The sequence below is a fragment of the Pseudonocardia wallangbongensis genome (assembly GCF_054486945.1).
The window spans coordinates 259,038-285,158 of the sequence record NZ_JBRERS010000003.1 but is presented as its reverse complement, the minus strand read 5'-3'; the positions used below and the strand labels follow the sequence as shown (position 1 = coordinate 285,158).

The window sequence follows — 26,121 nt, the reverse complement described above, 5'->3', positions numbered from 1 at the left end:
AAGCGGAGCTCAGGGCCCCCGGAAGGGCAGTTCGGCACCTCTCGGATGGATCACGCGCCGTTGATCATTGCGAGATCACCGTGGGCGCCTTCCCGACGGCGCTCGCGGGGACCTCGGATCGATCACCGGACGGTGGTCGATCGTGCCGACCACGTGACCCCCCGCTGCGGTGTTTCCCGCCGGGTGGGTCAGGAGCGGGTCACGGTCGCCTCGATCAGCCCGTACGGCCGGTCGGCGGCGTAGAAGACCTCGTTCGGGTTCTCCAGCCCGAACGGCGACAGGTCCACGGTGAAGTGGTGCTTGTTGGGCGCCTGCAGGTTGATCTCGGCGATCTGCGGGTGCGCCTCGAGCACGGCGCGGCCCATCTCCCAGAGCGTCTGCTGCAGCGCGAGCGAGTGCACGGTGGCGAACTGCTCCAGCATGATGCGCCGGACGTCGGCCCAGGTCTTGTCCCAGTCGGCGTCGAGCACCGAGTGGCGCCACTGCGCCACGAGCGCCGTCGACATGATCCGGTCGTCGGTCTCGGGCAGCGTGGTGTAGCCGTCCGCGAGGAAGCCGTGGAACTCCGATCCGGTGGACTTCAGCAGCACCAGGTCGCGCAGGCCCGAGACGATCTCGGTGCCCTCGGCGGAGACGTCGACGACGGTCGTGCGCACCTCGGGGCCGCGGCGCACCCACGTGTGGTCGTGCCCCTGCCCGCCCACCGGAACCCGCTCCCACGCGTGTTCGTCGACGGAGATCCGCGCCGCGCGCACCGGCTCGACGTCGTCGACGAAGTGCCGGGCGAGCGTGAGCGCGTACTCCTCGACCGCGCGCAGCCCGTGCTGCTTCGCGAACGCGTAGGCGGTGTTCTTCTGCGTGTCGGTGGGCAGCACCTTGGCCTGGTCGCCGTGCAGGTGCGCGTCGGCGAAGTCGCCGCGCAGCGCCGTGGACACGGTGACGTCGCGGATCTCGTGCCGGGCGGTCTCCCGGTAGATCCGGACGAGGCGGTTCTCCGCCTTCCCGTACTGGTTCGCCCCCAGGACGATCGGCATGTCAGCTCCCGCGGTAGGTCGAGTAGGCGTAGGGGGACAGCAGCAGCGGCACGTGGTGGTGCTGTCCGGGGTCGGTGACGGTGAAGGTGACGACCACCTCGGGGTAGAAGCCCTGCTGCCCGGTGGCGGCGAAGTACTCCCCCGTGGCGAACGTCAACCGGTAGTCGCCTGCGGCGAGCGCCCCGAGATCGCGGGCCCGCCCGTCGGCGTCGGTGACGGTGGCGGCGAGCTCCCGCCCGTCCCTGGTCGTGAGCCGCACGGCGACCCCGGCGGCCGGCGTACCCCGGGACGCGTCGAGGACGTGCGTGGAGAGGGTCATGCGCCGTCCTCCTCGACGAGGCGCGCGAGGCGCAGCCGGTTGATCGCCGCCAGCTCGGCCAGCGCGACGGCCCGCTCGGTGGCCGGGGCGTTGCCCAGCCGGGCACGCAGGATCTCGAGCAGCTCGTGCGCGCTCCGACCCGTGGCGCACACCAGGTAGACGTGCCCGAAGCGTTCCTCGTAGGCGCGGTTGCCGGCGTCGAGCGCCGCCAGTACCTCGGCATCCGCGCCGGCCACGCCGCTCTGCTCGCGCCGCGACGCGCCGGCCGCGGTACGGTCCCCGATCCGGGGATGGCCGGCCATCGCCTCGTCCAGGTCGGCGTCGGTGAGCGCCACCTCGGCGGTGGCCTGCAGCGAGGCCACGTCGGGGTGCGGGCGGCTCGCCGCCACCTCCCGCGCCCACCGGGGCACCGCGCACACCCGGCGCAGCTCCCCCTCGGCGTCGGCGGCGGCGAGGGCGTTCCACTCGTCGATCTTCACCGGCCGAACGCCCTCGTGCGCGCGGTGGCGATGGGGTTGGCGTCCGCGACGAGGTCGGCGAAGCGGTTGTTGGCCACCTTCGCGATCTCGATCAGCGCCGCGGCGTGCTCCTGGGCCGCCGAGTTCGCCAGCCGCTGCTGCCCCTCGGTGAGCACGCGTTCCCGCGACCCCGAGTCGCGCACGCAGACGATCAGCGGGAACCCGAACCGCTCCCGGTACGCCGCGGTCAGCTCCGCGAGCTCGGCGTGGTCCTCGTCGGCGAGCCTCGTCAGGCCCGCACTCGCCTGGTCGCGCTCGGAGTCCTCGCCCTCCTCGCCGTCGGCGACGCGGTCGGCTCCGAGGTCCGGGTAGGCGGCCATGAGCGCGCGCTGCTCCTCCGGCGGCGCGGAGAACAGGGCCTCCTGGAACGCGGCGCGCAGGTTCCCGGTGTCGGCGAACGGGCGCCGGTCGTAGGCGCGGCCCACGATGTCCGGGCTGCCCTGGAAGAGCCGCCCGAAGGTCTCGACGAACTCGTCGCGGCTCATCCGGTTGACCTGCTCGAGCCGCACCGAGCCCGCCCCCGGCGCGCCGGCGACGGCCGGCCCGCGGCCGCGCCCGATGTGGTGGAACACGATGTTGAGCACGATCGCGGTGATGCTGCCGAGCGTGATGCCGGAGCCGAACACGACCTGCGCCCAGCCGGGCACCGCGGTCGCCACGTCCGGCTGGGCCGTGACGAACATGGCGAGCCCGACGCTCGTACCGACGATCACGACATTGCGGTGGTCGTGGAAGTCGACGCGGGCGAGCGTCTGGATGCCGACCACGGCCACCGCCGCGAACATGGCCAGCGCCGCGCCGCCCAGCACGGGGTGCGGGATGGCGGCGACGACCGCACCGGCCTTCGGCAGCAGCCCGAGCACGATCATGAAGCCGCCGGCGGCGACCACCACCCAGCGGCTCTTGATCTGGGTGAGCCGGACGAGGCCGACGTTCTCGGCGAAACAGGTGTACGGGAACGAGTTGAGGACGCCACCGATCGTCGTGGCGAGGCCGTCGGCGCGCAGCGCGCGGGCGATGTCCTCGCGCCCGACCCGCTTGTCGACGATCTCGCCGGTGGCGAACACGTCCCCGGTGGTCTCCACCGCGGTGATGAGCATGACCACGATCATCGACACGATCGCGGCGAAGCTGAACTGCGGCCACCCGAAGTAGAAGGGCGTGGTCACCCCGACCCAGGCCGACTCGCCGACGGAGCCGAAGTGCGCGTCGCCCAGCAGCCATGCGACGAGCGTCCCGAGCACCAGCCCGATCAGCACGGCGACCGTGGCCAGGAACCCGCGGAAGAAGCGCTGGATCGCCACGATCACGGCGAGCGTCCCGAGCGCGTAGGCGAGGTAGCGGGGGTTGTCCGGCTGCGGGGCGGACCCGCCGCCGACGGCGTCCAGACCGGCGACCGGCAGCAGCGCCAGACCGATGATCAGGATGACCGAACCGGTGACGACCGGCGGGAAGAACCGGATCAGGCGACCGAAGAACGGCGCGATCAGGAACGTGGCGAGCCCCGCCACGATCACGGCGCCGTAGATCACGAGCAGGCCCTCGGTGCCGCCGCCGGCCGCCAACCCGATGGCGATCATGGGTGACACCGCCGTGAACGTGACGCCCTGCAGCAGCGGGAGGCGCACGCCGATCTTCCAGAACCCGGCGGCCTGGATGATCGAGGCGATCCCGCAGGTGAACAGGTCGGCGTTGATCAGGTGGATGAGCTCGCGCTCGGACAGGCCGATCGCGCCCGCCAGGAGGATCGGGACGATCACCGCGCCCGCGTAGAACGCGAGCACGTGCTGGAACCCGTACACGGCGAGCTTGCCGGCGGGCAGGACCTCGTCGACGGGGTGGGGACGTCGCGGCATGGGGCACCTCGGTGTGCGGCTGCGGGAACGATTCACGATCGCTGCCCGGGACGTACCCCGGACACCCGCGGAACTTACGAACCCCGGCCCGCGCCCGCCACCCACGTTTGTGGGATCCCACCAGCCGGCGCGGCGAGCCCGCCTCACCGGCTCAGACCGGCTTGCGTCCCCGGACCAGGAAGAACGGGTGGGACATCACCACCGCGTGCGGGCGGCCAGCAGCTCCAGCACGCCCCGCGGCCCGCAACCCGGGTCCACCGCGTGCTGGTCGATCACCAGCACGGCCTCGTCGGCCGGCCCCGGCCCGTCGGTGGACCTGCGGCGGAATCGGGAGAAGAAGCTCATGTCCTCCGGCCGCGTTGGTCCGTTCGGGTCATTGATCAGCCAAGGTATCCGCCGTGCCGGTGGGTGTCGATAGGACTGAGCCGTGCCGTTCTGGAGGAAGAAGTCGAAGAGCACCGATCACCACGTCGGCGAGTTCGGCAGTGCCGAGATCGACGTGACGGATCGGCGCGGCGAGCCACCGCTCATCGACGTCACGCTGTCGTTGACGCCCGAGTACGCCCACCGGCTCGACTTCCAGCACAAACGTGACGAGCTCGGCCTGCACCACCTCGAGACGCTGCATGCGCTGCACCGGTACGGGGTCGCCCTCGGGAACCTCCCCGACCGGCGGGACGAGGCCGTCGAGCTGCTCGGCTGGCTGGTCGACGCCCGGGCCGACGACCAGGAGAACCGGCTGCTGGCGTTGAACGACCTGACCAGGCTCCTGCAGGACGGGGGCAACCTCGCGCTCGCCGAGCAGCGGCTGCGGGAGGGACTGTCCGGCTGGGAGCGGTTGCGCGGCCGGGACGACGCCCGGACGCTGGCGATCGCGGCGAACCTGGCGAAGGTCCTGCTCGACCTCGGCCGCCGGGACGAGGCGGAACCGCTGATGCGGGACACGGTCGACCGCTCCACCCGCGTGTTGGGCGCCGCCCATCCGGACACGTTGGGCAGCAGGAACGTGCTGGCGGGAGCGTTGCGGGGCTCGCCGGCGCGGCTCGCCGAGGCCGAACGCATGTACCTGGCGCTCCTGGACGACATCGAGTCGGCCGCGGGCGACACGGACGACCTCGCCATGGTCGTGCGGCACAACCTCGCCGCGGTGCTCACCCACCAGGGCAAGGGCACCGAAGCGCTGGAGATGAACCGCGTGCTCGTCGAGGCCCGCTCCCGACAGCTGGGCGACGATCACCCGGACACGTTGGTGTCCCGCCACAACCACGCGGTCGTGCTCAACTCGCTCGGCCACGCCACCGAGGCCGAGACGCTGCTCGCCAGGGTGCTCGACGACTACCGGCGGGTGCACGGACCGCGGCACGCGGCGACCCTCGGCGTGCAGGTCGACCTGGCGGCGCTGCGCGCCAACCAGGGCCGCAACGCGGAGGCGGTGCCGCTGCTGAGCGACGCGATCGAGGGCTACCGGAGCACGCACGGCCCGGACCACCCGCTCGTGCACGAGCTCAGCACCGTCCTCGCCCAGCTCGGCGGCTGACTCAGCGCCCGCTGCCCGCCGGCAGCGGCTCCAGCACCAGGTCGTCGAACTTGCGGCGGACGGTCTCCATCCGCCACTTGTTGCTGAACACCGCGAGCAGGACGCCGTCGGCACGGCGGGTGAGGACCTCCACCTCGCTCTGGCCGGCCAGCATGGCGGCGCCGGCCTCGTCGGTGCGGCGGGTGATCGTGTAGCCCAGGTGCTCCAGCGTGACGGGCGCGCGGAACTCCGACTCCAGCCGGGAGGTCACCACCTCGAACTGCAGCGGCCCGACCGCCGCGAGCACCGGGGCCTGCTCGCCGCGCAGGTCGGAGACCAGCACCTGGATGACGCCCTCGCTGTCGAGCTGCTCGATGCCGCGCCGGAACTGCTTGAACGCGCCGGTGTCGGCGGCACGCACCACGGCGAAGTGCTCCGGCGCGAAGCTCGGGATCGCCGGGAACTGCACCGGGTCGGTCGCGTACAGGGTGTCGCCGGGACGCAGGGCACCCGCGTTGACCAGGCCGACGATGTCACCCGGGAACGCCTCCTCCACGGTGGTGCGCTGCTGGCCGAACACCGCCTGCGCGTACTTCGTGGCGAACGGGCGGCCGGTGGCGGCGTGGGTGAGCACCATGCCGCGCTCGAACCGTCCCGAGCAGATCCGCACGAACGCCATGCGGTCGCGGTGGGCGCGGTCCATGCCGGCCTGCACCTTGAACACCAGGCCGGAGGTCGCGGCGTCGAGGGGGCGCGGGTTGCCGTCGGCGTCGTCACGCGGCTCCGGGGCGGGCGCGAGGTCGACCAGCGCGTCCAGTAGCCGCCGGACCCCGACGCCGGTGAGCGCCGCTCCGAAGAGGACCGGTGTGGCGGTACCGGCGAGGAAGTCCTTCTCCTCGAAGCCGGCTCCGATCTCGTGCAGCAGCGCGAGCTCGTCCTGCGCGGCCGGCCAGAACTCCGGCTCGGCCGCGGCGATCTCCGCCTCCGGCACGGCCTCGGCCTCGGCACGGGTGGCCCCGCCCGCGGTGCGCGAGTACCGCGTGAACTCCCCCGTCGCGACCTCGAGCAGCCCGCGCAGCTCACCCGCGATCCCGAGCGGCCAGGTGAGCGGCATCGGGCGCAGCCCGATCGTCTGCTCCACCTCGTCGAGCAGCTCGAGCGCCTCCCGGCCGGGCCGGTCCCACTTGTTGACGAACGTGAGCACCGGGATCCCGCGGGAGCGGCAGACGTCGAACAGCTTGAGCGTCTGCGGCTCGAGGCCCTTCGCGGCGTCGAGCAGCATCACCGCGGCGTCGACGGCGGCGAGCACCCGGTAGGTGTCCTCGGAGAAGTCGCCGTGGCCGGGCGTGTCGAGCAGGTTGATCACGCAGTCGCGGTAGGCGAACTGCAGCACCGCGGACGTGATGGAGATGCCGCGCTTGCGCTCCATCTCCATCCAGTCGGACGTGACGCCGCGCCGCCCCGACTTGCCGTGCACCGCGCCGGCCGTGTCGATCACCTCGGCGTAGAGCGCGAGCGCCTCGGTGAGGGTGGACTTGCCGGCGTCCGGGTGGCTGATCACGGCGAACGTGCGGCGCCTTCGCGCCTCGGCCGGCACCCGGACCGGCTCCGCAAGGACCTCTGACATGAGGCCTCCAGCCTACCGACCCCGGCCCGGGGAGGTGGTTCGCGACCCTCCGCCGCCGCAGCGGCTGTCGTCGATCAGGGGAGAAGGTCGTCGGTCGATCTTCGAGCCCCGCCTGGCCCGACGTTGGGGAGTGGCTTCCTGCTGAGCAGCACCGGAGTGGGGCCGACGACGAGGTGGGCCCGGCCGCCGGCGAGCACCGGCCGGGGGCGCCGCCCGTGGACATCGAGCGCATGCACCTCGGGGTGCGACCACTCGGGGGCGATCCGAGCCGGGGGCCCCGACTCGTCGAGCGGGTCGACAGGCCGGGTCCACGCCACGAGGACCGGAGCCGCCCGGGCACTCTCGATCCGGACGGCGGTGACGCCCGCCTCGTCGACCGGACGCACGTCGGTGGCGTCCGTCAGGAGCGCGGCCAGCAGGCGGTGCGCCCGGGCCCGCGGGCGAGGGGACCGGATGGCGCCGTCCTCGTGGTCCATCAGGGCGAGGGAGCCGAACATCAGGTCCATGATGTTGTGGCGGTCGGTGTGGTTCGCCACCTCGGGGGCCAGGTTCCAGCAGGCCAGCACGTCCACGCCGCACGCGAGGGCGAGCAGGGCCCGCTGCACGAGCTGCCGGTGGCCCAGGCGCTCGCGGAGCCCGGCGAGCTCTGCCGGCGCGTCGGCCAGGAACATGGCCAGCTCGGCGGGGAGGTCGTCGCGGCGCTCGTAGAGGAGGCGCACCGCTCGGCGGTCGGGCGTCTCGTCGACCAGCTGAGCGGCGAGCTCCTGCGTGCTCATGGCGATCGCCTGGTCGGCGGTGAGGACGTCCACGAACGTGCGCTCGAACTCGGCGGTCGCCAGGGGGAACTGGAGGAACGTCGGGCCGTTGTACTCGCCCACCACGACGGGCTTGACGTAGCCGTGGGCGAGCATGAAGCCGCGGGCGGTCTCGACGTGCTCCGGGATCGCCGCCGGGTCGTCGTAGAGGTGCAGGTCGAACAGGTCGAAGCTGTCCCGGCCGGCGGCGGCGAGCTGGTCGAAGAACGTCCGCTCCGGGCTGCCCGGCGGGCTGGACAGCACGTCGTACCCGCAGCCGCCGAGCACGACCGACGCGGCCGGGTCCGCCCGGCGCACCGCGGCGGCGAACAGCTCGAGCTGGTGGACGTACTCGGCCGCGGTGCCCGCCCAGAGCAGCCCGGTGTTGCTGGGCTCGTTGTTGCACTGCCAGTACCGGATCCGGCCGGAACACCGGGCCACCAGCGCGGTGACGAACGCGCTGTAGGCCTCGTCGTCGACCGCCGGGGAGGGCGGCTGGAAGTCGGTCGGCGTGCGGGTGGCCCACGGTGAGCTGGAGCAGACCGTGATCCAGGCGTCCTCGTCGCCGTCGAGCTGGGCGAGGATGTCGTCCACGATCCGCCAGTCGTACCGCCCGCGCGCCGGCTCGACCTGCGACCAGTAGACGTAGACGCGCACGAGCCGCGCCCCGAGCGTCCGCGCCGGGGTCATGAAGTCGTCCGGCGGGCCGAACAACCCGTGCGAGATGCCGCGGACGACGCCGAGACGGATCCGCCGCGGAGTCACACCGTCGGCGGTCATCGGACGGCGAGCCGTTCTACGGCGGCCTCGACGGCCCCGAGGGCGGCACCCAGACGCCGGGCGTACTGGTCGGCGTCGGGTACCGCGCCACCGGCGAGCAACGTCCGCACCTGCGGCAGGAAGATCCCGCGCACGGCGGCGACCGTGAGTGCCGCGGCGAGCGCGGGCGCCGGGGACCCGCCGTCGGCCATGGCCCCGGCGAGGCGCCCCTCCGCGATCTCCGCGAGCTCCCGGGCGCGGGCCTGCAACGCCCGCGACCCCGCGACGACCTGCCAGAACCGCGCGTACTCCTCGCGGATCCCGACCGGCAGGTCCTGCGCACGAGCCCGGGCCACCACCCAGTCGGCGACCGCGGCCACCGCCGAGCTCGCGGGCGTGCGCTGCTCGACCGCTCCGGTCAGCTCGGCGAGGGTGTCGTCGAAGCGGTCGAGCAGCAGGTCCTCCTTGTGCGGGAAGTGCGCGAAGACGGTCGGGCGGGCCACGTCCGCCGCCTCGGCGATCTCCGACACCGACACCTCGTCGAACCCGCGCTGCAGGAACAGCGCGGTGGCCACATCGGAGATCCGCTCACGCATCCGGGCCTTGTTCCGGTCCCGCCGAGTACTCACGGCGTTGACCATACCGAGTATGAGTTTGTACCTGGTAACCCGCTGAGGCCCTGTCAGCGCGTCGTGCGGCGCAGCAGGATCGGCGCCGCGAGCGCGACGGCCAGTGCCAGCGCGGCGCCCGTCCACGCGGCCAGCTGCATCCCCGCGGCGAACGCCTCGGTGGCTGCCCCGACCAGCTCCGCCCCGGCCGCCGCGGGAAGCCCGGCCGCGGCGTCGTACGCGCCGGCGAGCGTGTCCGCGGCCGCCGCAGCGTCGTGCGGCGCCAGGTGCGCGGTGGCCGGCAGGCCGTCGGTCATGACCCCGCGGTAGACCGCCACGCCGATGCTGCCGAGCAGCGCGATGCCGAGCGCGTTGCCCAGCTCGTTGCCGGTCTCGGAGATCGCGGAGGCCGCACCGGCCCGCTCGGCGGGCGCGGAACCGATGATCAGGTCGACGCTGAGGGTCGACGCCGGTGCGGCCCCGATCCCGAGCACCACCGTGCCCGCGATGACGAGCGCGAGATCGGGCTCCGCGCCGACCTGGGCGATGACGGCCAGCCCGACGGCGGCGACGGCGAGGCCGCCGCTCACCAGGCGCGGCGCCGGGAACCGGCGCACCAGCACCGGTGTCAGCAGCGATCCGGCGATGATCCCGGCCGTCGACGGGATCAGCCACAGGCCGGCAGCCAGCGGGCTCATGCCGATCACGAGCTGCAGGTACTGGGCGACGAACAGGAAGATCCCCGCCAGCGTCACGCCGATGAGCACGTTGACCAGCACCGAGGTGCTGAACGCGGCGGACCGGAACAGGCCGAGGTCGAGCAGCGGGTGGGCGATCCGCCGCTGCCGGCGGACGAACGCCGCACCGATCGCGACGCCTGCGACCAGCGCGAGCAGCGCGGTCTGGTCGGCACCACCCTCGGCGATCCGCTTGACGCCGTAGATCACGGCGAGCATGGCGAGCACGGACGTCGCCGCACCCGGGATGTCGAACCGGCCGGGTGCGGGGTCGCGCACCTCGGGCAGCAACCGCGGCCCCACCACCAGCAGCGCCGCCATCACCGGCAGGTTGAGCAGGAACACCGAGCCCCACCAGAAGTACTGCAGCAGGACGCCCGCGACGAGCGGGCCGATCACGGTGCCTGCCGAGAAGGTCGTGACCCACAGCCCGATCGCGAACGTGCGCTGCGCCGGGTCGTGGAACAGGCTCCGCAGCAGCGACAGCGTGGACGGCATCAGCGTGGCGCCTGCGATCCCGAGCAGCGCCCTGGCCAGGATCAGCAGCTCGGCGGTCGGCGCGAACGCGGCGAGCACGCTCGCCGCCCCGAACGCCGCGGCCCCGGCGAGCAGGAGCTTCCGGCGGCCGATGCGGTCGCCGAGCGTGCCCATCGTGACGAGCGAGCCTGCGATGAGGAACCCGTAGACATCGGTGATCCACAACAGTTGGGTGCCGCTCGGTTGCAGGGCCTCGCTCAGCGCAGGTGTCGCGAGGATGAGGACCACGAGGTCCATCGCGACGATCAGCGTGGGCAGCACGAGCGCGCCGAGCGCGACCCACTCGCGGCGCCCGGCACGAACCGGGTCGGGTGCAGTCATCGGTCCCCCTTTTTATTACGTCCCGGAACGTAACAGAACGCTAGGCTGAGGGCCATGCCCACCGGCCGCCCTCGGGACCCGCAGATCGACGCCACCGTGCTGGAGGCGACGCTCGCCGTGCTCGACGAGTCCGGGTACGGACGCCTCACCATCGAGGAGGTGGCGCGGCGCGCCGAGGCGACGAAGCCCGCGATCTACCGGCGCTGGCCCACCCGCCAGCACCTCGCCCTCGCAACGCTCGCGACGCGCCTCGGCGACTCCCCGGTCCCCGACACCGGCTGCACGCTCTGCGACCTCGGCGAGGGGATCGGGGTCTTCCTCGCCGCCTTCCGCCGGATCCGGCCGGGCGTGCTCGCCGCGCTGTTCGCGGACTGCGCCGCCGTCCCCGAGCTGCGCGACGCGTTCCTCGCCACCCTGTTCGACCCGCCGCGCGCCGCCGTCGGGGAGATGCTGGAACGCGCGGTGGCCCGCGGCGACCTGCGTGCCGACCTCGACCGCGGCCTCGTACTGGACATGCTGTCCTCGGTGGTGCACTACCGCGCGCTGTTCGGCCACGCCCCCACCACCGACCACGAGGTCGGGCAGGCGGTCGAGGCCCTCCTGTCCGGGATCGCCGTGGACTACCCCCGGCTCGTGGCCCACAGCCGCGCCCTCTCCGAGGCGCACCACGCCCACGCCTGACCGAGCGCAGCGGCGACGGAGCCACCGCAAGCGCTTGACAGCGCTTACCGCGAGCTGATGCGATCATCCGGTTCCTCACCTTTGCGGGTGAGGTGGTTCACGCGGTGGCATGCGCCACCCCGACGCGCAAGGAGGCGCGGTGGGCCCTGAGCGACGACGCAGCTCCATCACCAGCTCGATGCGAACGGCCGCGGAACGCCGGCGCCGTCCACCACCGCAGTTCCGAGCCGGCGCGGATGCACGACCGACACAGTCCCATTCGCCCGCGGTGAGACGAGGAACCCGATGACGGCATCGAGCAGTCCAGAGCGGAGCCAGACCACCCTTCCGAGCAAGTACCTCCCACCCGTCGACTTCCGGGACCTGCCGGAACCGGTGCGACTGCGGAAGGTGACCGGGGCGAGCGTCATCATCCTGGCCACCGCCATCGGGTCCGGGGAGATCATCCTCTGGCCCTACATCACCACCCAGGTCGGCTTCACCTTCATGTGGGCCGCGATCGTGGGGTTCGCGATCCAGTTCTTCCTCAACATGGAGATCGAGCGCTACACGCTCGCCACCGGGGAGACCGCGATCACCGGCTTCAGCCGGTTCTGGAAGCCGTGGTGGTGGCTGTTCGTCCTCTTCGCCCTCTTCCAGAACTTCTGGCCCGGGTGGGCCACCGGCGCCGCGACGGCCGCGACGTACGTGTTCGGGATGGGCGAGGACGCGCCGGTCGTCCCGATCACGATCGCGGCGCTGCTCGCCATCGGCATCACGCTCACCCTCTCGCCCGTCGTCTACCAGGCGGTCGAGAAGATCCAGGGCGTACTGGTGGCCCTGATCCTGCTCTTCGTCGTGATCGCGATCCCGTCCGCCACCACGGGCGAGGCCTGGGGCGCGCTCTTCACCAGCGGCGTCGGCTTCCCCGTCGGGCAGGAGGGGCTGGGCATCGCGCTGCTGCTCGGCGCCCTGGCCTTCGCCGGCGCGGGCGGCGCCAACAACCTCGTGCAGAGCAACTACATCCGGGACAAGGGGATGGGGATGGGCCTGCACATGCCCAAGATCGTCTCCCCCATCACCGGACACGAGGAGGCGAAGCCGTCACTCGGGTACATGTTCCCGACCGACGCCGAGAACATGCGGCGGTGGCGGGGCTGGTGGAAGGTGGCCAACTGGGAGCAGTTCATCACCTTCTTCCTCATCGGGGTGCTGACGCTCATCATCATGTCGGTCCTGGCCTACTCGACCCTGGGCGTCGGCCGGGTGACGGAGCAGGACCTCGCGTTCCTGCTGCTGGAAGGGCAGGTCCTGCAGGACACCGTGGCGCCGTGGTTCGGCGTCGCGTTCTGGATCGCCGCGGTCCTCACGCTCTTCACGACCAACCTCGGGATCCTCGACTACACCAGCCGGCTCATCGCCGACCAGTTCAAGATCCATGCGCTGAAGGACAACCAGACCTGGACCGAGAGCCGGATCTACGCCACGTCCGTCTGGTTCATGATCGTCCTGGGCTCGCTGATCCTCATCGCGGGCGTCGACCAGCCGTTCCTGCTCGTCCTGATCGCGTCCTCCATCGCAGGCGTCCAGATGTTCATCTACTCCGGCCTGCTGATCATGCTCAACCGGAAGGCGCTGCCGAAGGAGCTGAAGATCGGCGGGGTACGGCTGGCGGTGCTGGCCGTGTCGTTCCTGTTCTTCGGCTTCCTGTCGGTGCTGCTCGTCCTCGACCAGTTCTCGGGGTAGCCACGTGGTGAAGCAGCTGTGGCTGCGGCTCGTGGTCGCGTTGACGCTGTGGATCGTCATCGTCGGCCTGATGTGGGCGATCGGCCTCATCTAGCCGAGCCGATCACTCAGCGTCCGTTCAGTGACCCGGTCGCAGTGTGGGTGACGCCCACCCGCACTGCGACCGGAAGGCCCCATGGCGAGCCTGCAGGACCGCTTCGACCCCCGCCGCAACGGCTTCGACGCGCTGCGGCTGCTCTTCGCGCTGCTCGTGGCCGTCGACCACGGCGTGTCCGCCTACTCGGGCGAGCAGCTGGGGATCGGCCGGGCCGGGATCGGCGACTTCGCCCTCGACGGGTTCTTCGTCCTCAGCGGGTACCTGGTCACGCGCAGCTGGTTCGGGCTGGAGTCGTTCCCGCGCTTCGCGTGGCACCGGTTCCTGCGGATCATGCCCGGGTTCTGGGTGTGCCTCGTCGTGGTCGCCTTCGTCGTCGCGCCGCTCGCCGCCGCCCTGCAGGGCATGTCGCCGCTGCAGGCGTTCACCGGCACCCCGTCAGCCTGGGACTACGTGTTCCAGAACGCCGGGCTCCTGATCGTCCACTTCGACATCGCCGGGATCCTCGCCGACCTGCCGAAGGAGAACAGCTTCAACGGGGCCGTGTGGTCGCTGGCGTTCGAGGCGTTCTGCTACGTGATCGTCGGCGTGCTCGGCGCGCTCGGACTGCTGCGGCGCCGCCCGGCGCTCGTCCCGGTGGCCGCGGCCGTACTCCTCGCGCTCACGGCGATGCAGGAGGCCGGCCTGCCGGTCCTGCTGAACGACCGGATCATCCGCCTCGTGCTGATGTTCCTGCTGGGCGCCACCGCGTACCTGTACGCCGACCGGGTGCGGCTGCGCGGCGGCCTCGTGGCGGGCGCAGCGGGCCTGTTCCTCCTGAGCCTGGCCCTGTTCGACGACTACCGGGTGCTCGGTGCGGTGCCGTTCGCGTACCTCTGCCTGTGGGCCGGCACGGCCTTCGCGTGGCGGACGCGCACGGACCTGTCGTACGGCTTCTACATCTACCACTGGCCGCTGCAGCAGCTCCTCGTGCTGACCGCGCTCGGCACCGCCCCGATCGGGGTGTTCGTGGCCGTCTCGATCGCGCTCGCCCTGCTGCCGGCCGCCGCGTCCTGGTACCTGGTGGAACGACCCGCCCTCCGCCACAAGGACAGCCCGGTCCCCGACCGCCTCGCCGAGACCCTGGCCGCGGCGTTCGCCCCCGCCCCGGACCGGAGCCGCCTCCGGCGGTCGTGAGTGGATACGGGTGCCCTAGCACTCGTGTCCACTCACGGCTCGGGATCGGCTACCGGCCCGAGCCCGCGTCCACCCAGGCGCCCCCGCACCGCTCGATCTCCGGCAGCGCCGCCCTCGCCTCGGCGACGAGCTCCGAGACGAACACGAGCACGACGTCCGGCTCGGCCGCCACGAGGTCCTCGGGGGTGATGATCGGGATGTCGGTGCCGGGCATGCGCCGGTCCTGCTTGCCCGGGGAGGCGTCCGCGACGCCGCGCAGCAGGCCGGCGTCCAGGTCGGCGAGGCGCAGCAGCGACACGGCGCGCGAGGCCGCCGCGTACCCGTACACCCGGCGGCCGGCGGCCCGCTGCGCCACGAGCATCTCGCGCAGCGACCCGGCCGTGCGCTGCACCGAGTGCTGCAGGGCACCGACCTTGCCCGGCCGCAGCATGCCCGCGGCGAGCTCGGGCGCCACCACGGCGTCGACCGCGGCCGTGTCCACGGCAGGCGACTCGGACGTGCGGCCGGCGACGAGCGCCACCGTGCCGCCGTAGAGGGGGAACCGGCGGGCGGTGGTGACGGTGAACCCGGCCCGCCCGAGCATGCCGATCATGGCGGGCGTCGAGTAGTACGCGTAATGCCCCAGCCGCAGCGCGTTCCACTGCGTGCCGGAGACGATGGCGTGCAACGAGTGGAACTGCACGACGAGCCGGCCCCCCGGCCGCACCGCCGCCGTGCGCTCCCGCAGCGCCGCCTCCTGGTCGCGTTCGTGCATCACCCCGAAGCAGCCGTCGACCACCAGGTCGGCACCCTCCTGCCGGGGCACCGCGCTGAGACCGTGCCCGGCGAGCAGCTCCAGCCACGTGCCGCCGTGCGGGCTCGGGAACTCGGCGGCGGTGCCGCCGGACGGGAGGGCACCGGCCGCCACGAGCTCGCGTACGGCGTCGGACCGCTGGGTGGTGAGCGCCGCCGGCTCGGCGCCCACGACCTCCTCCGGTACGTCGGCGTCGTCGGCGAGCTGGGCGAGCCCGCAGCTCGCACACAGCCACATCCGCAACGGGAACAGCACGTCGGGACCGGGATCGTCGATCTTCGGGAAGAGCTCGGACGACGGCTGCGCGCCGAGGTCCAGGACGATGTCTCCGTCGGTGCGGTGACAGGAACGGCAGGCGGGGCTGGCGATCACCATCGGTCTCCCGGATCGGTCCGGTTCGCGAAAAGCACGGCGGTAAGGTCGGCCCGGAGGCCCGGGACGTCACCCAGGCACATCGAACCGTCACACGAGTACCGTCGGTGGAGGCACCATGCACGTCCGAGAGACCGGGATCGCCGGCCTCCTGGTGTTCGAGCCGTCGCCGCACCGCGACGAACGCGGATGGTTCAGCCGCACCTTCGACGCCGACGTGGCGCGAGACGCTGGCGTGGACCCGCACGCGTTCCTGCAGGACTCCCAGTCGCGCACGGTACGCGCCGGGCTCCGCGGTCTCCATGGCCGGGTCGGGCGTGGCGAGGCGAAGCTGGTGCGCTGTGCGCGGGGGGCCATCCTCGACGTCGTGGTGGACGCGCGACCCGGCTCGCCGACCATGGGACGCGTCGAGTCGTTCCGCCTCGACGACGAGAACATGACGAGCATCTACATCCCGCGCGGGTGCCTGCACGGCTTCCAGGCGATCACCGAGGCCGACACCTGCTACCGGATCGACGCCCCGCACGACCCCGCCGAGGACGTCACCGTCCGCTATGACGACCCGGACCTCGCGGTCGACTGGCCGCTGCCGGTCTCGGTGATGAGCGAGAAGGACAGGGCCGGGCGGTCGTGGGCGGAGCTCACCCGGCTGCTGGGCGAACCGGCCGGACGCTGAGGGCGGCTCGCACACCAACCGTGGTGCCGGCACACCAACTGCAGTTCGTGTGTGAGCGCCGGAGTTGGTGTGCCGAGCCGGGTGTCAACCGTCGCCGATGCGGATGATCGCGGTCGCCTGCACGGCCACGCCGACGACGAGGACTCCGATCGCGGCGGCGTAGCCGGCGGTCAGGTCGATGAGCAGCCCCATCACGAACGGGCCGATGCCGGCCACGGTGTAGCCGACGCCGAGCGCCATCCCGCTGGTGGCGGCGCTGGCCGCGGCGTCCGGGGTGCGCCAGGCAACCACGGCGAGGCCCAGCGGGAACCCGGCGCCGGACCCGATGCCGACGAGCACGGCCCACCCCCACGGCCCCACGACCGGCGCCACGGGCGCGAGCAACAGGCCGAGCGTGCCGACCGCCGTGCTGGCGAGCGCCATGCACGACCAGAACCGCCAGCGCCCGCTGCGCTCGGCCAGCGCGGGGATCACGAGGGCGCCCGGCACCTGCGCCGCGGCCCACACCGCGAGCACGATCCCCGCGTCGCGCGGGCTCCACCCCCGGCTCGTGAGGTAGGGCGCGAGCCACGTCATCCAGCCGTACACGAGCAGCGAGGCCGCCGACTGGTGGGCGGCCGCGAGCCGGGCGAAGCGGTCGCGCCACGGCAGGCCGGCCCGCGCGGTCGGCGCGGGCCGCTCCACCCGGCGCGCCACCGGGACCCACGCCGCGACCGCGAGCACCGCCGGCACCGCCCACACGGCCAGCGCGAGCGACCACCCGCCCACGCCGACCGCCAGCGGTACCGCCACCGCGCTCGCCACCGTCGCGGGGATCATCATCGCGACGACGTACGCGCCGGTGACGGCCCCGGCCCGGTCGGCCAGGTGCTGCTTCACCACGCCGGTGAGCAGCACACCGGCCACCCCGATGCCGAAGCCCGCCAGGAGGCCGCCCGCCACCAGGGGCACGGCCGCGGGGACGCCCCGCACGAGGCTGCCCAACGCGACCAGCCCGACCGCCCCGACGAGCGCGCGCTCCGGCCCCCCGCGGCGGGCGGCGGCCGGACCGGCGAGCGAGCCGACCGCCATCATCAGCACGGCCCCGGTCTGCACGAACCCCGCGGCGCCTGCCGAGAAGCCGAGGTCGGCGCGGACGGCCTCGATGAGCGGCGGGTACCCGGCGAGTGCGGTGCGCAGGTTCAACGCCAGTGCCAGCAGCCCGGCGAGCACCACTCCCGGCCGAACCCGTACAGAGGTGTAGGCTGCATTCACCCGTTACACGATAGAGGAGGCTCGTAAGGGGTGCAACTCCTACTAGACGATTACCGGGTCGGTGCGGCGGTGGCCACCGACCTCGTCAACAGCGCGCCCGAGGTCATGGCGCGCACCGGCGACCTGCTCCCCGACGCCGCCGCCCTCGCCCGCTTCCTCGCCGACCGCGACCTGCTCCCGGCCGCCGAACCCACGGCCGCCGACGTGACCGCCGTGCACGCCCTGCGGCGGACGCTACGCGCTCTGCTCGAGAAACCCGACCCCGAACGGCTCGCCGCGCTCACCGCCGCCACCGGCGGGCTGGATCTGACCCGGGACGCCGCCGGCCGCTGGGAGTGGCAGGTCCGCGCCCGGCCCGGCGCAGCGGTCGCGGAGGAGCTCGCGCTCCTCACCGGCACCGCCCTGCTGTCCGCGCTCCGCGCACTCGGGCCGGACCGGTTCCGCCACTGCGCCTCGCCCACCTGCGACGGCATGTTCGTCGACACCAGCAGGGCGGGCCGGCGCCGCTACTGCGTCCCCGAGGTCTGCGGCAACCGGGTCAACGTGGCCAACCACCGCGCCCGCCGCCGCGCCGCCGGCTGACGCAGTACGGGCGTGCCGTTCGTTCGGTGGTCAGGTGGGTACGGGGGCCGCCAGCGGGTCCAGCGCCGGCGGGCGGGGCGACCGGGCAACAGGAAGTGCGTCGACCTGATCGGCAGCGTCAGCATCGACTATGACGCGGAACACCTACTCGCCGAGCCGCTTCCGACCCCTGGCGCGTACGTCCTCTGCTGGGATGCCGTCCGGGTTGCTTCCCGCCTGCAGGATCGCGGCCGCCCTGTCCAGCATGCGTCGATGCGCTGCGACGCCCTGACGTTGGGTCAGCCACGCGATGCGGTGGTAGTTGCGCAGCACATCCAGCACCCTGGTCAGGTCCATGGTCTGCGCAGCCTCGTCGATCGCCTCGCGGTACGCCCGCTCGAACTCGGCGCGCTCCTCGTCGATCAGGGCATCACGGATCGCGGCCGGGGTGGTCTCGGGTGGGAGGTCCGGGACCGGCGACGCGTCGAACGGGTTGACGGCGGTCACGTCCATCAGCGTATCGGCCGCGACACCGCTCGCACCGAATCTGCGCCGAGCGTTCTGCGGAACGCGAACCCACCGCGTGCGCCGGCGCCCGCCTGTGAACGGGCGCTGAGGCGACGACAGCACCATACGAGCTCGGCGTAGGACGAGCGCGATCTCCGGCGCCGACATGCCGACCGAGCCTTCGCCCCCTCTGGGAGATGATCTACTGCCGGGCATGCCGTTGCTGCTGTTGGACCTCGACAACACCCTGGTCGACCGCGATGCGGCCTTCCGCGACGCCGTCGCCGCCTTCCTCGCTGAGCAGGGCCTGCCCGCCACCGACCTCACCTGGGTGATGACGGTCGACGCCAGCGGCTACACCGTCCGTCACGAGGTCGTCGCCGCTCTGACCGAGCGATACGGGGACGTTGCGCCGGCCACCGTCATCCGCGCCCTACTCGACAACGGCGCCGCCGACCGCGTCGTCCTTGCGCACTCCTCCCGCGAAATGCTGGGCAGAGCACAGGCGGACGGCTGGATCCCCGTGATCGTCACCAACGGCCGCACCGCCCAGCAAGAAGCAAAGATCCGCAACACCGGACTCGACCGGCTCGTCCAGGGCTGGGTCATCTCCGAAGACGTCGGCCACAAGAAGCCGGAGCCGGAGATGTTCCAGGCGGCAGCGGAAGCCGTCGGCGTCCCCCTCTCGGGCGCCTGGGTCATCGGCGACTCACTGCACGCCGACATCGCGGGCGCCGATGCGCTCGGTCTCCGAAGCGTGTGGGTGACGGACGGCCGGCCCTGGACCCAGGACTCCTACCAGCCCACCCATGTCGCCGAGAATGTTGCCTCTGCGATCCAGCACGTCATCAGCACCTGCCATCAGCCCGTCGGTAGATCGTGATCATGTTGCGGGTCAACGGGATCGGCCGGCTGTTGCCGGCTCACCGCCACCCGGCGCCGGAACGATTCGTCCCGCGTGGCGCACCCACCGGCATGATCCGAACTATCGGGTGTCCATCGCTGCGGCCACGACGATGAGCACCCGATACCGCGGATCACGGGCGTGGAGATCGCCGGTACCGGTTGCCCATGGCGGCCGCCACAGCAATGGGCAACCGAAACGGCGGATCATGCGCACCGCCGCCCAAGCGAACCCACCGGCCCCGAGGGGGGGAACCCGGCTCACGCCGGCGTGAACAGCTCCGGGAGCGCGGCTTCCGCCGCCGCGCGCAGGGCCGGGACCGACTCCTCGGGCACCGAGCGGTGGGGCCAGCGCACCCTCGTGCCGATCCGGGCCCAGCCGCCGACCGCGGCGAGGGTCTTGTCCAGGGCCGGGTCGCAGTAGCCGGCGCGGGCGAGCGGGGCGATGTGCGCGTCCAGGAAGCCGCGCAGCCGTTCCTCGAACGCCAGCGCGGCGGGCAGGTCGCTCGTGATCTGCGTGTACCAGCGGGCCGCGCCTGCGGGGTTCAGGCAGGCCACGTTCGAGTAGGCGCCCGCGGCGCCCCGTGCGTGTCCCGACGCCAGGGTGTGCCCGGCCACGAACACCGCGAGCCGCCCGCCCACCGCGTCCGCCATCCGCGCGTACCAGGCGTCGTCGCCGCCGGGCACCTTGACCCCGATCAGCGCCGGTACCTCGGCGGCCAGCTTCCCGAACAGCTCCGGCGAGACCTGCGTCTTCGCGTACGGCGGGTTGTAGAGCACGAGCGGCACCCCGGCCGCCACGGACGCCATCCGCTCGACGGCGGCGAGCACCTCGTCGGGCCCCAGCGGCAGCCAGTCGGGCAGCACCACCTGGATCGCGCCGGGCCGCAGCGCGGCGGCGCGGGCGATCCGGTCCAGCGACAGCTGTCCGCCGGGATGGCTCGCCCCGAGCTGGAACGGCATGCCCGCCGCGGTGCAGCGCTCCGCCACGAGCGCGTGCAGCCGGTCGTACTCGGCCTCGGTGAGCGTGTGGAACTCCCCCGCGGTGCCGCCCGTGTAGACGCCGTGCACGCCGGCGGCGAGCACGTGGTCGAGCGCGGCGGCGAGCCGGTCGACGTCGATGCTCTCGTCGGGCCGGATCGGCAGCAGTGCGGTGGCCCAGACGCCGCGCAACGCGGCTGCGGTCAGCGGTTCCACGCATTCTCCTTCACCGGTGTGCACGCAGGACCAAGCAATCGTGCGCTCGCGGCCGCCCCGCCCGTCCCGTTCTGTCCGACGATGGCAGGGACGACGAGGTCCGAGGGGGCGCCGTGGGTTCGATGGAGGGCAAGGCCGGGTTGGTCACCGGGGCAGCGAGCGGGATCGGGCGGGCAAGCGCCGTCCGGGCGGGCCAGGAGGGCGCCCGGGTGGCCGTCTCCGATCTGGAGTCGGCCCGCGAGGGGGGCGAGGAGACCGTCCGGCTGGTGAAGGAGGCCGGCGGTGAGGCCTTCTTCCAGGTCTGCGACGTCTCGCGTCCGGAGGATCACGACGCGCTCGTCGCCGCCGTCGTCGCGCGGTACGGCCGGCTCGACTTCGCGCACAACAACGCCGGTATCGGCGGGGGCGGCAAGCTCCTCGCCGACATCGAGGACGAGGACTTCGACCGCGTCATCGCGGTGAACCTGCGCGGCGTCTTCCTCGGGATGAAGCGCCAGATCCGCCAGATGCTGACCAGCGGCGGCGGGTCGATCGTCAACACGGCCTCGAACGCGGGCCTGCGCGGGGTGAAGCGGCTGTCGCCGTACACGGCGGCGAAGCACGGGCTCGTCGGGCTGACGAAGAACGCTGCCGTCGAGTACGCCGAGGACCTCATCCGGGTCAACGCCGTCGCCCCCGGCACGATCATGACCGGCTTCGCGCGCGGGTCCACCCCGGAGCGGCTCAAGGAGATCATGAAGCCGCAGGCGCTGCAGCGGATCGGTGAGGCCGAGGAGGTCGCGGCGGCGGTGGTGTGGCTCCTGTCGGACGATGCGAGCTTCGTGACGGGCGTGACGCTGCCCGTGGATGCGGGATCCGTCGCAGGCTGGTAGCGGCGGCGCCGGCACGTCAGCCCGCGTCCGACGCCGGGGTGCGCAGCAAGGCCGCGCGCACCCGGATGTCGTCGAAGTGCTGCTGCATCGCCGCGATGCTCTCGGCGGCGTCGCCGGTCTGCAGGGCGCGGATGATCTGCAGGTGCACGGCGCCGCGCCCGCCCTCGGGCACGGGGATGGAGTCGCCGAGGCGGGTGAACAGCTCCCAGAACACCTCGATGAGGTTGTCGACGAGCGGGTTGCCCAGCGCGCGGTAGAGCAGCAGGTGGAACCGCTTGTCCACCTCGGTGATCGGCATCCCGCGGCCCTCGAGCGCGGTCATCTCGTCGGCGAGCCGGGCGCACTCGGCCAGCTCGACCTGCGGGTTCAGCCGCGCGACGGCCGGCATCAGGCCGACCTCCATCGCCTCGCGCGCCGTGAGGATCTCCTCCAGCCCCGTACCGACGGCAGCCAGGCCGTAGGGCAGCTGCTCGATCAGCGGGCGGAAGGAGAACGCCGAGACGAACAGGCCGTTGCCGGGCCGGGCCTCGATGACGCCCAGGGTCTGCAGGCTCCGGGTCGCCTCCCGCAGGGACAGCCGGCTCACGCCGAGCCGCTCCGCGAGCGCGGCCTCGGGCGGCAGCCGGTCACCCGGCCCGAGCCCGGCCTCGGTGATGAAGTCCCGCAGCCGGGCCTGGGCCTCGAGGTAGATGGGCGACCTAGCCATCGGCAGCCTCCTGAGCGGTGCGCACCGCGACGGCGAGGTCGTCCACCGCGGCCCGGGCGGCGGCGTCCAGGCGCCCGTACGGCGAGCGGCCCGGCCCCGCGTCCGGTCCGAGCTCGTTCATCAGCGCCTTCAGGAACCCGATCCCGCCGTGCGCGTTCGCCGCCCCGGCGACCTCGCGGAACGGCGCGTGCAGCCGGTAGGCGCCGGCCGCGTCGCCGCGGTGGAACGCCGCCGCGACGGCGTGCGCGAGTGGGGCCATGCCGTTGTACAGGGTGCCGATCACGCGGTCGGCGCCGCAGGCCAGGGCCGCGGGCAGCAGCTCGTCGCGACCGAAGTAGGCGTCGAGCCCGGGTGCGGCCGCGCGGGTGCGGTCGAACTCCAGCAGGTCGCCGTCGGTGAACTTCACGGCGGCGGTCGTCGGGGCCGCCGCGGCGAGCGCCCCGACGACCTCGGACGGCCGGTAGCGCGACCCGGTCATGCTCGGGATGTGGTAGAAGCCGAACGGCGTGCCCGGCGCGGCCGCGGCGATCCCGGCCAGGTGTCCCACGAGCGCGTCGATGCTCGGCGCGTCGCCGTAGTACGGGCCGACGGCCGCCACGAGGTCGGCCCCGCACGACTCCGCGTGCGCAGCCAGCTGCTGGGCCTGCGCCAGGTCGGTGTGCCCGACGTGCACGCCCAGACCCATGCCGGTGGGCCGGGCGTCCTGCCACGCCTCGACCAGCGACTGCCGCTCGGCCGCGTCCATGGCGGTGAACTCGCCCGTCGTGCCGCCGACGAACACCCCCGCCACGCCCGCCGCGTGCAGGTGTGCGGCCTGCGCCGCGACGACGTCGAGGGCGAGCTTCCCGTCCGCCGTGAACGGCGTCGGCGTGGCGGCCCAGATCTCGAGCATGCAGGAAATCCCCTCTAACCCTTTGTGGCGCCGTCGGTCAGGCCGGCGACGATGTAACGCTGGAGCAGCACGAACAGCACGATCACGGGCACGGCCACGACGGCGGACACGGCCATGAGCTCGTTCCACCGGGTGCCGAACGCGTTGGTGAGCTTCGCGATCACCACGCTGACCGGCTGCAGCTCGTCGCCGGTCGCGAGCGCGAGCCCGAACACGAACTCGCCCCACGCTCCGAGGAAGCTGACGACCGCCATCGTGATCACGCCGGGGATGCTGACCGGCAGGGCCACGCGGACGAACGCGCCGAACGTCGTGCAGCCGTCCACGCGCGCCGCCTCGAGGACCTCGCCGGGCACCGACAGGAAGTAGGGCCGCATGATCGTGATGGCCAGGGGGATCGAGAGCGAGCAGTTCGCGATGATCAGGCCGGCGTAGGTGTTGACCAGGCCCACCCGCCCGAACAGCACGAACATCGGCAGCGCGAGGTTGACGGCCGGGATCATCTGCACGGCGAGGAACAGCAGCAGCGCGGGTGTGACCCACCGGATGCGCAGGCGGGCGAGCGCGTAGGCCGCCGGGACGGCCACGACGAGCGTGAGGATCGTGGTCCCGGTCGCGATGACGAACGTGTTGAGCAGGCCGCGGGCGATGTCCGGGTCGCCGAAGACGGCGCTCTGGTACGCGGCGAGCGTCGGGGGCACCGGCACGAGCGCGGGTGGCCGCGCGAAGACGTCGGCCTGCGCCTTGAACGACGTGTTGAGCATCCAGTAGACGGGGATCAGGTAGACCGCCGTCACGGCGACGGCGATGACGAGCCGGATCCGCTCGCGCGTCATGCCGCCTCCTCCTTGCGCAGCGACCGGAAGTAGAAGACCGACAGCACCAGCGGCACCAGGAGCATGACGGTGGTGGCCACGGCGGCCGTGTCGTAGCGGCGGAACTCGAACGCCTCCTGGAAGGCGTAGAGCGGCAGGGTGAGCGTGGCGCCGCCCGGGCCGCCCCTGGTCATGAGGTAGATGGTGTCGAACGTCTTGAAGGCGAAGATGAAGATCAGCAGCATCACCGTGATGCTGACCGGCCGCAGCGCCGGCAGCGTGACGTGCCGGAACTGCTGCCACGCCGACGCGCCGTCGATGCGGGCCGCCTCGTAGAGCGTCGCCGGCACCCCCTGCAGGCCCGCGACCATGAGGATCATCGCGAACGGCGCGAAGCTCCACGCGGTGGCCGCGATCACCGACACGAGGGCGGGACCCGGCTGGCCCAGCCAGAAGAAGTCGCCGTCGATGAGCCCGAGCCCGCGCAGCACCGCGTTGAGCAGCCCGTAGGAGCCGTCGAGCAGCCAGCGCCAGACGTTCGCGCCCACCACCGTCGGCAGGATCCAGGCCAGCATCAGGAGCGCCCGCATCACGTTGCGGCCGGCGAACCGGCGGACGAACAGCAGCGCGAGGGCGAGGCCGCCGACGTAGGTCAGTGCGACCGTGCCGACGGTGTAGACCAGCGACAGCCACAGGGCCTGCCAGAACTCGGGCCGGCCGAACTGGTCGGCGAAGTTGGCGAACCCCACCCACTCCGCCCCGCCCCGGATGACCTCCTTGAGCCCGACGTCCTGGAAGGCCTGCAGCACGCTGTAGACCAGCGGGTACACCACGGTGACGGCGACGAAAAGCACCGCGGGCAGCAGGAACAGCTGGTCGGCCCGGTTGCCCGAACGCCGGCGCGGCCGGTGGGCCGGCGCGGGCGTGCGGGCGCGCTCCAGAACCGCGGTCATGAGGTCGCGAGTGCCTCGTCGATCGTGGCCTGGGCGGTGCGCGCGGCGTCCGGCACGGGGGTACCGCTGATCACCTGCTGGAGCGCGGCCTGCAGCGCCGTCAGGACCTCCGTGTTGTGCGCCGCGAGCGCGGCGTCGGGCGCCCACGCCTGCTGGAGCTGCTGGGCGAAGACCGCGCGCACCGGGTCCTCCGCCGTGCCCGGCACGTCGCCCCGGGCCGGCAGCTTGTTCCGCTCCGGCAGGTAGGTCTGCAGCTCGTCGGGCCGCTGCATGAACGTGATGAGGTCCCAGGCCCGGTCGACGTCGTCGCTGGTGGCGCCGATCGTCAGGTTCTCCGCCGACAGCACCGTCTGGCCGCTGGCCTCCGACGGCAGCACGGCGACGCTCCACTGCAGGTCGGGGTTCTCCTCGCGCAGGATGCTCACGTAGGTCGCCGAGTTGATCATCATCGCGGCCTGGCCGGTGGCGAACTGGTTCTTCGCGTCCTCCTCGTTCCAGGTGAGGAAGCCCTCGGACAGCGCGCCGCTGCCCACCATCCGCTGGAACGACTCGAGCGCGGCGTGCCCACCGGGGCTGTCGATCTCGGTCGGCTGCGCGCCGGCCGCGAGCATCCGGATCTCGAGGCCGGTGGCACCCTCGGCGCCCTCGACCCCGCTGACGGCGAGCCCGGCCCGCCCGTCTGCGGACAGCGCTGCGGCCGTGGACTCCATCTCGGACCAGGTCGTCGGGGCCTGCGGCACCATCGCCGTGTTGTAGTACACCGCGTAGGCGTCGGCCAGGTGCGGGATCCCGTACGTCTGGCCGTCCACCTGCGTGGAACTCCAACCCGTCGGGAAGTAGGCGTCCTGCTGCCCCCAGGCCTCCACCTGGGCGGACAGGTCCTGGATCACCCCGGCGTCCGCCATCGCGGCCGTGTCGAACGCGCTGATCAGCGCGACGTCCGGGCCGTCACCCGCCGCCGCGGCCTGGGTCAGCGTGCGGTTGAAGTCGTCGTAGGGGATGAAGCGGATGTCGACGTCGTTGCCGCTCTGCTGCTCGTAGCGCGCCACGAGGTCGTAGAACGGCTTGCCGGTCGGCATCGACTCGTCGCCGTAGAACTGCCAGACCGACAACGGCTCGGTCGCCGCACCCTCACCGCTCTCGCCACCACCTGCGCACCCTGCCGCCGCGAGGACGGCGGCGGCCATCACGACGCCCGCTCTCAGGACTGCCCGCATGTCCGACCTCCTTGTCCGAGTCCGAGCGGGAAAATAGGTTAGATATCTGAACTCTGTCAAACCCGCCGCAGGCGAGCGTCGCCGGTCGATCCGACCGCGAA

At 72.6% G+C, this 26,121-nt stretch carries 26 protein-coding genes; 8 read left to right on the top strand and 18 right to left on the bottom strand.

Annotation, left to right across the window (positions count from 1 at the left end):
- Positions 1-188: 188 nt before the first annotated feature.
- The 5 genes from pucL to ACU436_RS12725 all read right to left on the bottom strand — a co-directional run bounded on the left by pucL (position 189) and on the right by ACU436_RS12725 (position 4,072).
- A complete protein-coding gene (gene pucL / locus ACU436_RS12745) occupies positions 189-1,034 on the bottom strand; it encodes a factor-independent urate hydroxylase (RefSeq protein ID WP_459024807.1) in 846 nt (281 codons plus the stop codon).
- A gap of 1 nt (position 1,035) precedes the next feature.
- Entirely contained in the window at positions 1,036-1,353 is a 318-nt protein-coding gene (uraH, locus tag ACU436_RS12740; RefSeq protein WP_459024805.1) for a hydroxyisourate hydrolase, read from the bottom strand.
- Positions 1,350-1,832: a 2-oxo-4-hydroxy-4-carboxy-5-ureidoimidazoline decarboxylase gene (gene uraD / locus ACU436_RS12735; protein ID WP_459024804.1), complete on the bottom strand. Its 483-nt coding sequence runs from the start codon at positions 1,830-1,832 to the stop codon at positions 1,350-1,352. Before uraD (ACU436_RS12735) ends, uraH begins: the two co-directional genes overlap by 4 nt.
- Positions 1,829-3,727, bottom strand: a complete 1,899-nt coding sequence (gene uraD, locus ACU436_RS12730; protein ID WP_459024802.1) for a 2-oxo-4-hydroxy-4-carboxy-5-ureidoimidazoline decarboxylase — start codon at positions 3,725-3,727, stop codon at positions 1,829-1,831. Before uraD (ACU436_RS12730) ends, uraD (ACU436_RS12735) begins: the two co-directional genes overlap by 4 nt.
- Positions 3,728-3,922: 195 nt before the next feature.
- Positions 3,923-4,072: a hypothetical protein gene (locus ACU436_RS12725; RefSeq protein WP_459024800.1), complete on the bottom strand. Its 150-nt coding sequence runs from the start codon at positions 4,070-4,072 to the stop codon at positions 3,923-3,925.
- An 82-nt stretch (positions 4,073-4,154) separates the two neighbouring features.
- Here ACU436_RS12725 and ACU436_RS12720 point away from each other — a divergent pair, with 82 nt between their 5' ends.
- The gene (locus tag ACU436_RS12720; RefSeq protein ID WP_459024799.1) at positions 4,155-5,264 is read left to right on the top strand and encodes a tetratricopeptide repeat protein; all 1,110 of its coding nucleotides are present in this window, start codon (positions 4,155-4,157) and stop codon (positions 5,262-5,264) included.
- A gap of 1 nt (position 5,265) precedes the next feature.
- On the opposite strand, the gene ACU436_RS12715 is transcribed toward ACU436_RS12720, so the two are convergent.
- The 4 genes from ACU436_RS12715 to ACU436_RS12700 form a co-directional block, all read right to left on the bottom strand.
- Positions 5,266-6,870 carry a peptide chain release factor 3 gene (locus ACU436_RS12715; protein WP_459024797.1) on the bottom strand — a complete coding sequence of 535 codons (1,605 nt, stop codon included), beginning with the start codon at positions 6,868-6,870 and terminating at the stop codon, positions 5,266-5,268.
- Positions 6,871-6,944: 74 nt separating this feature from the next.
- On the bottom strand, positions 6,945-8,444 hold the full coding sequence (locus ACU436_RS12710) for a hypothetical protein (protein WP_459024795.1): 1,500 nt from the start codon (positions 8,442-8,444) through the stop codon (positions 6,945-6,947).
- Positions 8,441-9,052, bottom strand: a complete 612-nt coding sequence (locus tag ACU436_RS12705; protein ID WP_459024793.1) for a TetR/AcrR family transcriptional regulator — start codon at positions 9,050-9,052, stop codon at positions 8,441-8,443. Before ACU436_RS12705 ends, ACU436_RS12710 begins: the two co-directional genes overlap by 4 nt.
- Positions 9,053-9,105: 53 nt before the next feature.
- Positions 9,106-10,626, bottom strand: a complete 1,521-nt coding sequence (locus ACU436_RS12700; protein ID WP_459024792.1) for an MFS transporter — start codon at positions 10,624-10,626, stop codon at positions 9,106-9,108.
- Between the two features lie 54 nt (positions 10,627-10,680).
- Here ACU436_RS12700 and ACU436_RS12695 point away from each other — a divergent pair, with 54 nt between their 5' ends.
- From ACU436_RS12695 to ACU436_RS12685, 3 genes are all read left to right on the top strand, one after another.
- Positions 10,681-11,307 carry a TetR/AcrR family transcriptional regulator gene (locus ACU436_RS12695; protein ID WP_459024790.1) on the top strand — a complete coding sequence of 209 codons (627 nt, stop codon included), beginning with the start codon at positions 10,681-10,683 and terminating at the stop codon, positions 11,305-11,307.
- Positions 11,308-11,592: 285 nt separating this feature from the next.
- The gene (locus ACU436_RS12690) at positions 11,593-13,032 is read left to right on the top strand and encodes an Nramp family divalent metal transporter (RefSeq protein ID WP_459024788.1); all 1,440 of its coding nucleotides are present in this window, start codon (positions 11,593-11,595) and stop codon (positions 13,030-13,032) included.
- A gap of 175 nt (positions 13,033-13,207) precedes the next feature.
- Entirely contained in the window at positions 13,208-14,302 is a 1,095-nt protein-coding gene (locus tag ACU436_RS12685; protein ID WP_459024786.1) for an acyltransferase family protein, read from the top strand.
- Positions 14,303-14,351: 49 nt separating this feature from the next.
- On the opposite strand, the gene ACU436_RS12680 is transcribed toward ACU436_RS12685, so the two are convergent.
- Positions 14,352-15,470: a class I SAM-dependent methyltransferase gene (locus tag ACU436_RS12680; RefSeq protein WP_459024784.1), complete on the bottom strand. Its 1,119-nt coding sequence runs from the start codon at positions 15,468-15,470 to the stop codon at positions 14,352-14,354.
- 115 nt (positions 15,471-15,585) lie between these two features.
- Between ACU436_RS12680 and ACU436_RS12675 the strand changes: the two genes are divergently transcribed.
- Positions 15,586-16,143, top strand: coding sequence for a dTDP-4-dehydrorhamnose 3,5-epimerase family protein (locus tag ACU436_RS12675; protein ID WP_459024782.1), 558 nt, complete (start codon positions 15,586-15,588; stop codon positions 16,141-16,143).
- 84 nt (positions 16,144-16,227) lie between these two features.
- On the opposite strand, the gene ACU436_RS12670 is transcribed toward ACU436_RS12675, so the two are convergent.
- The gene (locus ACU436_RS12670; RefSeq protein WP_459024780.1) at positions 16,228-17,397 is read right to left on the bottom strand and encodes an MFS transporter; all 1,170 of its coding nucleotides are present in this window, start codon (positions 17,395-17,397) and stop codon (positions 16,228-16,230) included.
- A 30-nt stretch (positions 17,398-17,427) separates the two neighbouring features.
- Between ACU436_RS12670 and ACU436_RS12665 the strand changes: the two genes are divergently transcribed.
- A complete protein-coding gene (locus tag ACU436_RS12665) occupies positions 17,428-17,979 on the top strand; it encodes a CGNR zinc finger domain-containing protein (protein ID WP_459024778.1) in 552 nt (183 codons plus the stop codon).
- 144 nt (positions 17,980-18,123) lie between these two features.
- Here the strand turns inward: ACU436_RS12665 and ACU436_RS12660 are convergent, their stop codons facing one another.
- A complete protein-coding gene (locus ACU436_RS12660; protein ID WP_459024776.1) occupies positions 18,124-18,633 on the bottom strand; it encodes a DUF6247 family protein in 510 nt (169 codons plus the stop codon).
- 46 nt (positions 18,634-18,679) lie between these two features.
- On the opposite strand from ACU436_RS12660, the gene ACU436_RS12655 reads away from it, so the two are divergent.
- Entirely contained in the window at positions 18,680-19,348 is a 669-nt protein-coding gene (locus ACU436_RS12655) for an HAD family hydrolase (protein WP_459024775.1), read from the top strand.
- Positions 19,349-19,629: 281 nt separating this feature from the next.
- Here the strand turns inward: ACU436_RS12655 and ACU436_RS12650 are convergent, their stop codons facing one another.
- Positions 19,630-20,565, bottom strand: a complete 936-nt coding sequence (locus tag ACU436_RS12650) for a dihydrodipicolinate synthase family protein (protein WP_459024774.1) — start codon at positions 20,563-20,565, stop codon at positions 19,630-19,632.
- 122 nt (positions 20,566-20,687) lie between these two features.
- Here ACU436_RS12650 and ACU436_RS12645 point away from each other — a divergent pair, with 122 nt between their 5' ends.
- Positions 20,688-21,437 carry a glucose 1-dehydrogenase gene (locus tag ACU436_RS12645; protein ID WP_459025692.1) on the top strand — a complete coding sequence of 250 codons (750 nt, stop codon included), beginning with the start codon at positions 20,688-20,690 and terminating at the stop codon, positions 21,435-21,437.
- Positions 21,438-21,453: 16 nt separating this feature from the next.
- On the opposite strand, the gene ACU436_RS12640 is transcribed toward ACU436_RS12645, so the two are convergent.
- From ACU436_RS12640 to ACU436_RS12620, 5 genes are read right to left on the bottom strand one after another with little or no spacing between them, the layout of a single operon-like run.
- A complete protein-coding gene (locus ACU436_RS12640) occupies positions 21,454-22,143 on the bottom strand; it encodes a FadR/GntR family transcriptional regulator (RefSeq protein ID WP_459024772.1) in 690 nt (229 codons plus the stop codon).
- Positions 22,136-23,035: a dihydrodipicolinate synthase family protein gene (locus ACU436_RS12635; RefSeq protein ID WP_459024770.1), complete on the bottom strand. Its 900-nt coding sequence runs from the start codon at positions 23,033-23,035 to the stop codon at positions 22,136-22,138. Before ACU436_RS12635 ends, ACU436_RS12640 begins: the two co-directional genes overlap by 8 nt.
- A gap of 14 nt (positions 23,036-23,049) precedes the next feature.
- Positions 23,050-23,871 carry a carbohydrate ABC transporter permease gene (locus ACU436_RS12630; RefSeq protein WP_459024769.1) on the bottom strand — a complete coding sequence of 274 codons (822 nt, stop codon included), beginning with the start codon at positions 23,869-23,871 and terminating at the stop codon, positions 23,050-23,052.
- Positions 23,868-24,803: a carbohydrate ABC transporter permease gene (locus ACU436_RS12625; protein WP_459024767.1), complete on the bottom strand. Its 936-nt coding sequence runs from the start codon at positions 24,801-24,803 to the stop codon at positions 23,868-23,870. The genes ACU436_RS12630 and ACU436_RS12625 overlap by 4 nt, the downstream gene beginning before the upstream one ends.
- Positions 24,800-26,020 (bottom strand): ABC transporter substrate-binding protein, encoded by a 1,221-nt coding sequence (locus tag ACU436_RS12620; RefSeq protein WP_459024765.1) that lies wholly within the window; start codon positions 26,018-26,020, stop codon positions 24,800-24,802. Before ACU436_RS12620 ends, ACU436_RS12625 begins: the two co-directional genes overlap by 4 nt.
- Positions 26,021-26,121: the final 101 nt, after the last annotated feature.

Coding starts and splice junctions, on each gene's coding strand:
- pucL (WP_459024807.1), bottom strand. CDS start 1,034: ATGCCGATCGTCCTGGGGGCGAACCAGTACGGGAAGGCGGAGAACCGC.
- uraH (WP_459024805.1), bottom strand. CDS start 1,353: ATGACCCTCTCCACGCACGTCCTCGACGCGTCCCGGGGTACGCCGGCC.
- uraD (WP_459024802.1), bottom strand. CDS start 3,727: ATGCCGCGACGTCCCCACCCCGTCGACGAGGTCCTGCCCGCCGGCAAG.
- ACU436_RS12725 (WP_459024800.1), bottom strand. CDS start 4,072: ATGAGCTTCTTCTCCCGATTCCGCCGCAGGTCCACCGACGGGCCGGGG.
- ACU436_RS12715 (WP_459024797.1), bottom strand. CDS start 6,870: ATGTCAGAGGTCCTTGCGGAGCCGGTCCGGGTGCCGGCCGAGGCGCGA.
- ACU436_RS12710 (WP_459024795.1), bottom strand. CDS start 8,444: ATGACCGCCGACGGTGTGACTCCGCGGCGGATCCGTCTCGGCGTCGTC.
- ACU436_RS12700 (WP_459024792.1), bottom strand. CDS start 10,626: ATGACTGCACCCGACCCGGTTCGTGCCGGGCGCCGCGAGTGGGTCGCG.
- ACU436_RS12695 (WP_459024790.1), top strand. CDS start 10,681: ATGCCCACCGGCCGCCCTCGGGACCCGCAGATCGACGCCACCGTGCTG.
- ACU436_RS12690 (WP_459024788.1), top strand. CDS start 11,593: ATGACGGCATCGAGCAGTCCAGAGCGGAGCCAGACCACCCTTCCGAGC.
- ACU436_RS12685 (WP_459024786.1), top strand. CDS start 13,208: ATGGCGAGCCTGCAGGACCGCTTCGACCCCCGCCGCAACGGCTTCGAC.
- ACU436_RS12680 (WP_459024784.1), bottom strand. CDS start 15,470: ATGGTGATCGCCAGCCCCGCCTGCCGTTCCTGTCACCGCACCGACGGA.
- ACU436_RS12675 (WP_459024782.1), top strand. CDS start 15,586: ATGCACGTCCGAGAGACCGGGATCGCCGGCCTCCTGGTGTTCGAGCCG.
- ACU436_RS12660 (WP_459024776.1), bottom strand. CDS start 18,633: ATGTCGGCGCCGGAGATCGCGCTCGTCCTACGCCGAGCTCGTATGGTG.
- ACU436_RS12655 (WP_459024775.1), top strand. CDS start 18,680: ATGCCGTTGCTGCTGTTGGACCTCGACAACACCCTGGTCGACCGCGAT.
- ACU436_RS12645 (WP_459025692.1), top strand. CDS start 20,688: ATGGAGGGCAAGGCCGGGTTGGTCACCGGGGCAGCGAGCGGGATCGGG.
- ACU436_RS12640 (WP_459024772.1), bottom strand. CDS start 22,143: ATGGCTAGGTCGCCCATCTACCTCGAGGCCCAGGCCCGGCTGCGGGAC.
- ACU436_RS12635 (WP_459024770.1), bottom strand. CDS start 23,035: ATGCTCGAGATCTGGGCCGCCACGCCGACGCCGTTCACGGCGGACGGG.
- ACU436_RS12630 (WP_459024769.1), bottom strand. CDS start 23,871: ATGACGCGCGAGCGGATCCGGCTCGTCATCGCCGTCGCCGTGACGGCG.
- ACU436_RS12625 (WP_459024767.1), bottom strand. CDS start 24,803: ATGACCGCGGTTCTGGAGCGCGCCCGCACGCCCGCGCCGGCCCACCGG.
- ACU436_RS12620 (WP_459024765.1), bottom strand. CDS start 26,020: ATGCGGGCAGTCCTGAGAGCGGGCGTCGTGATGGCCGCCGCCGTCCTC.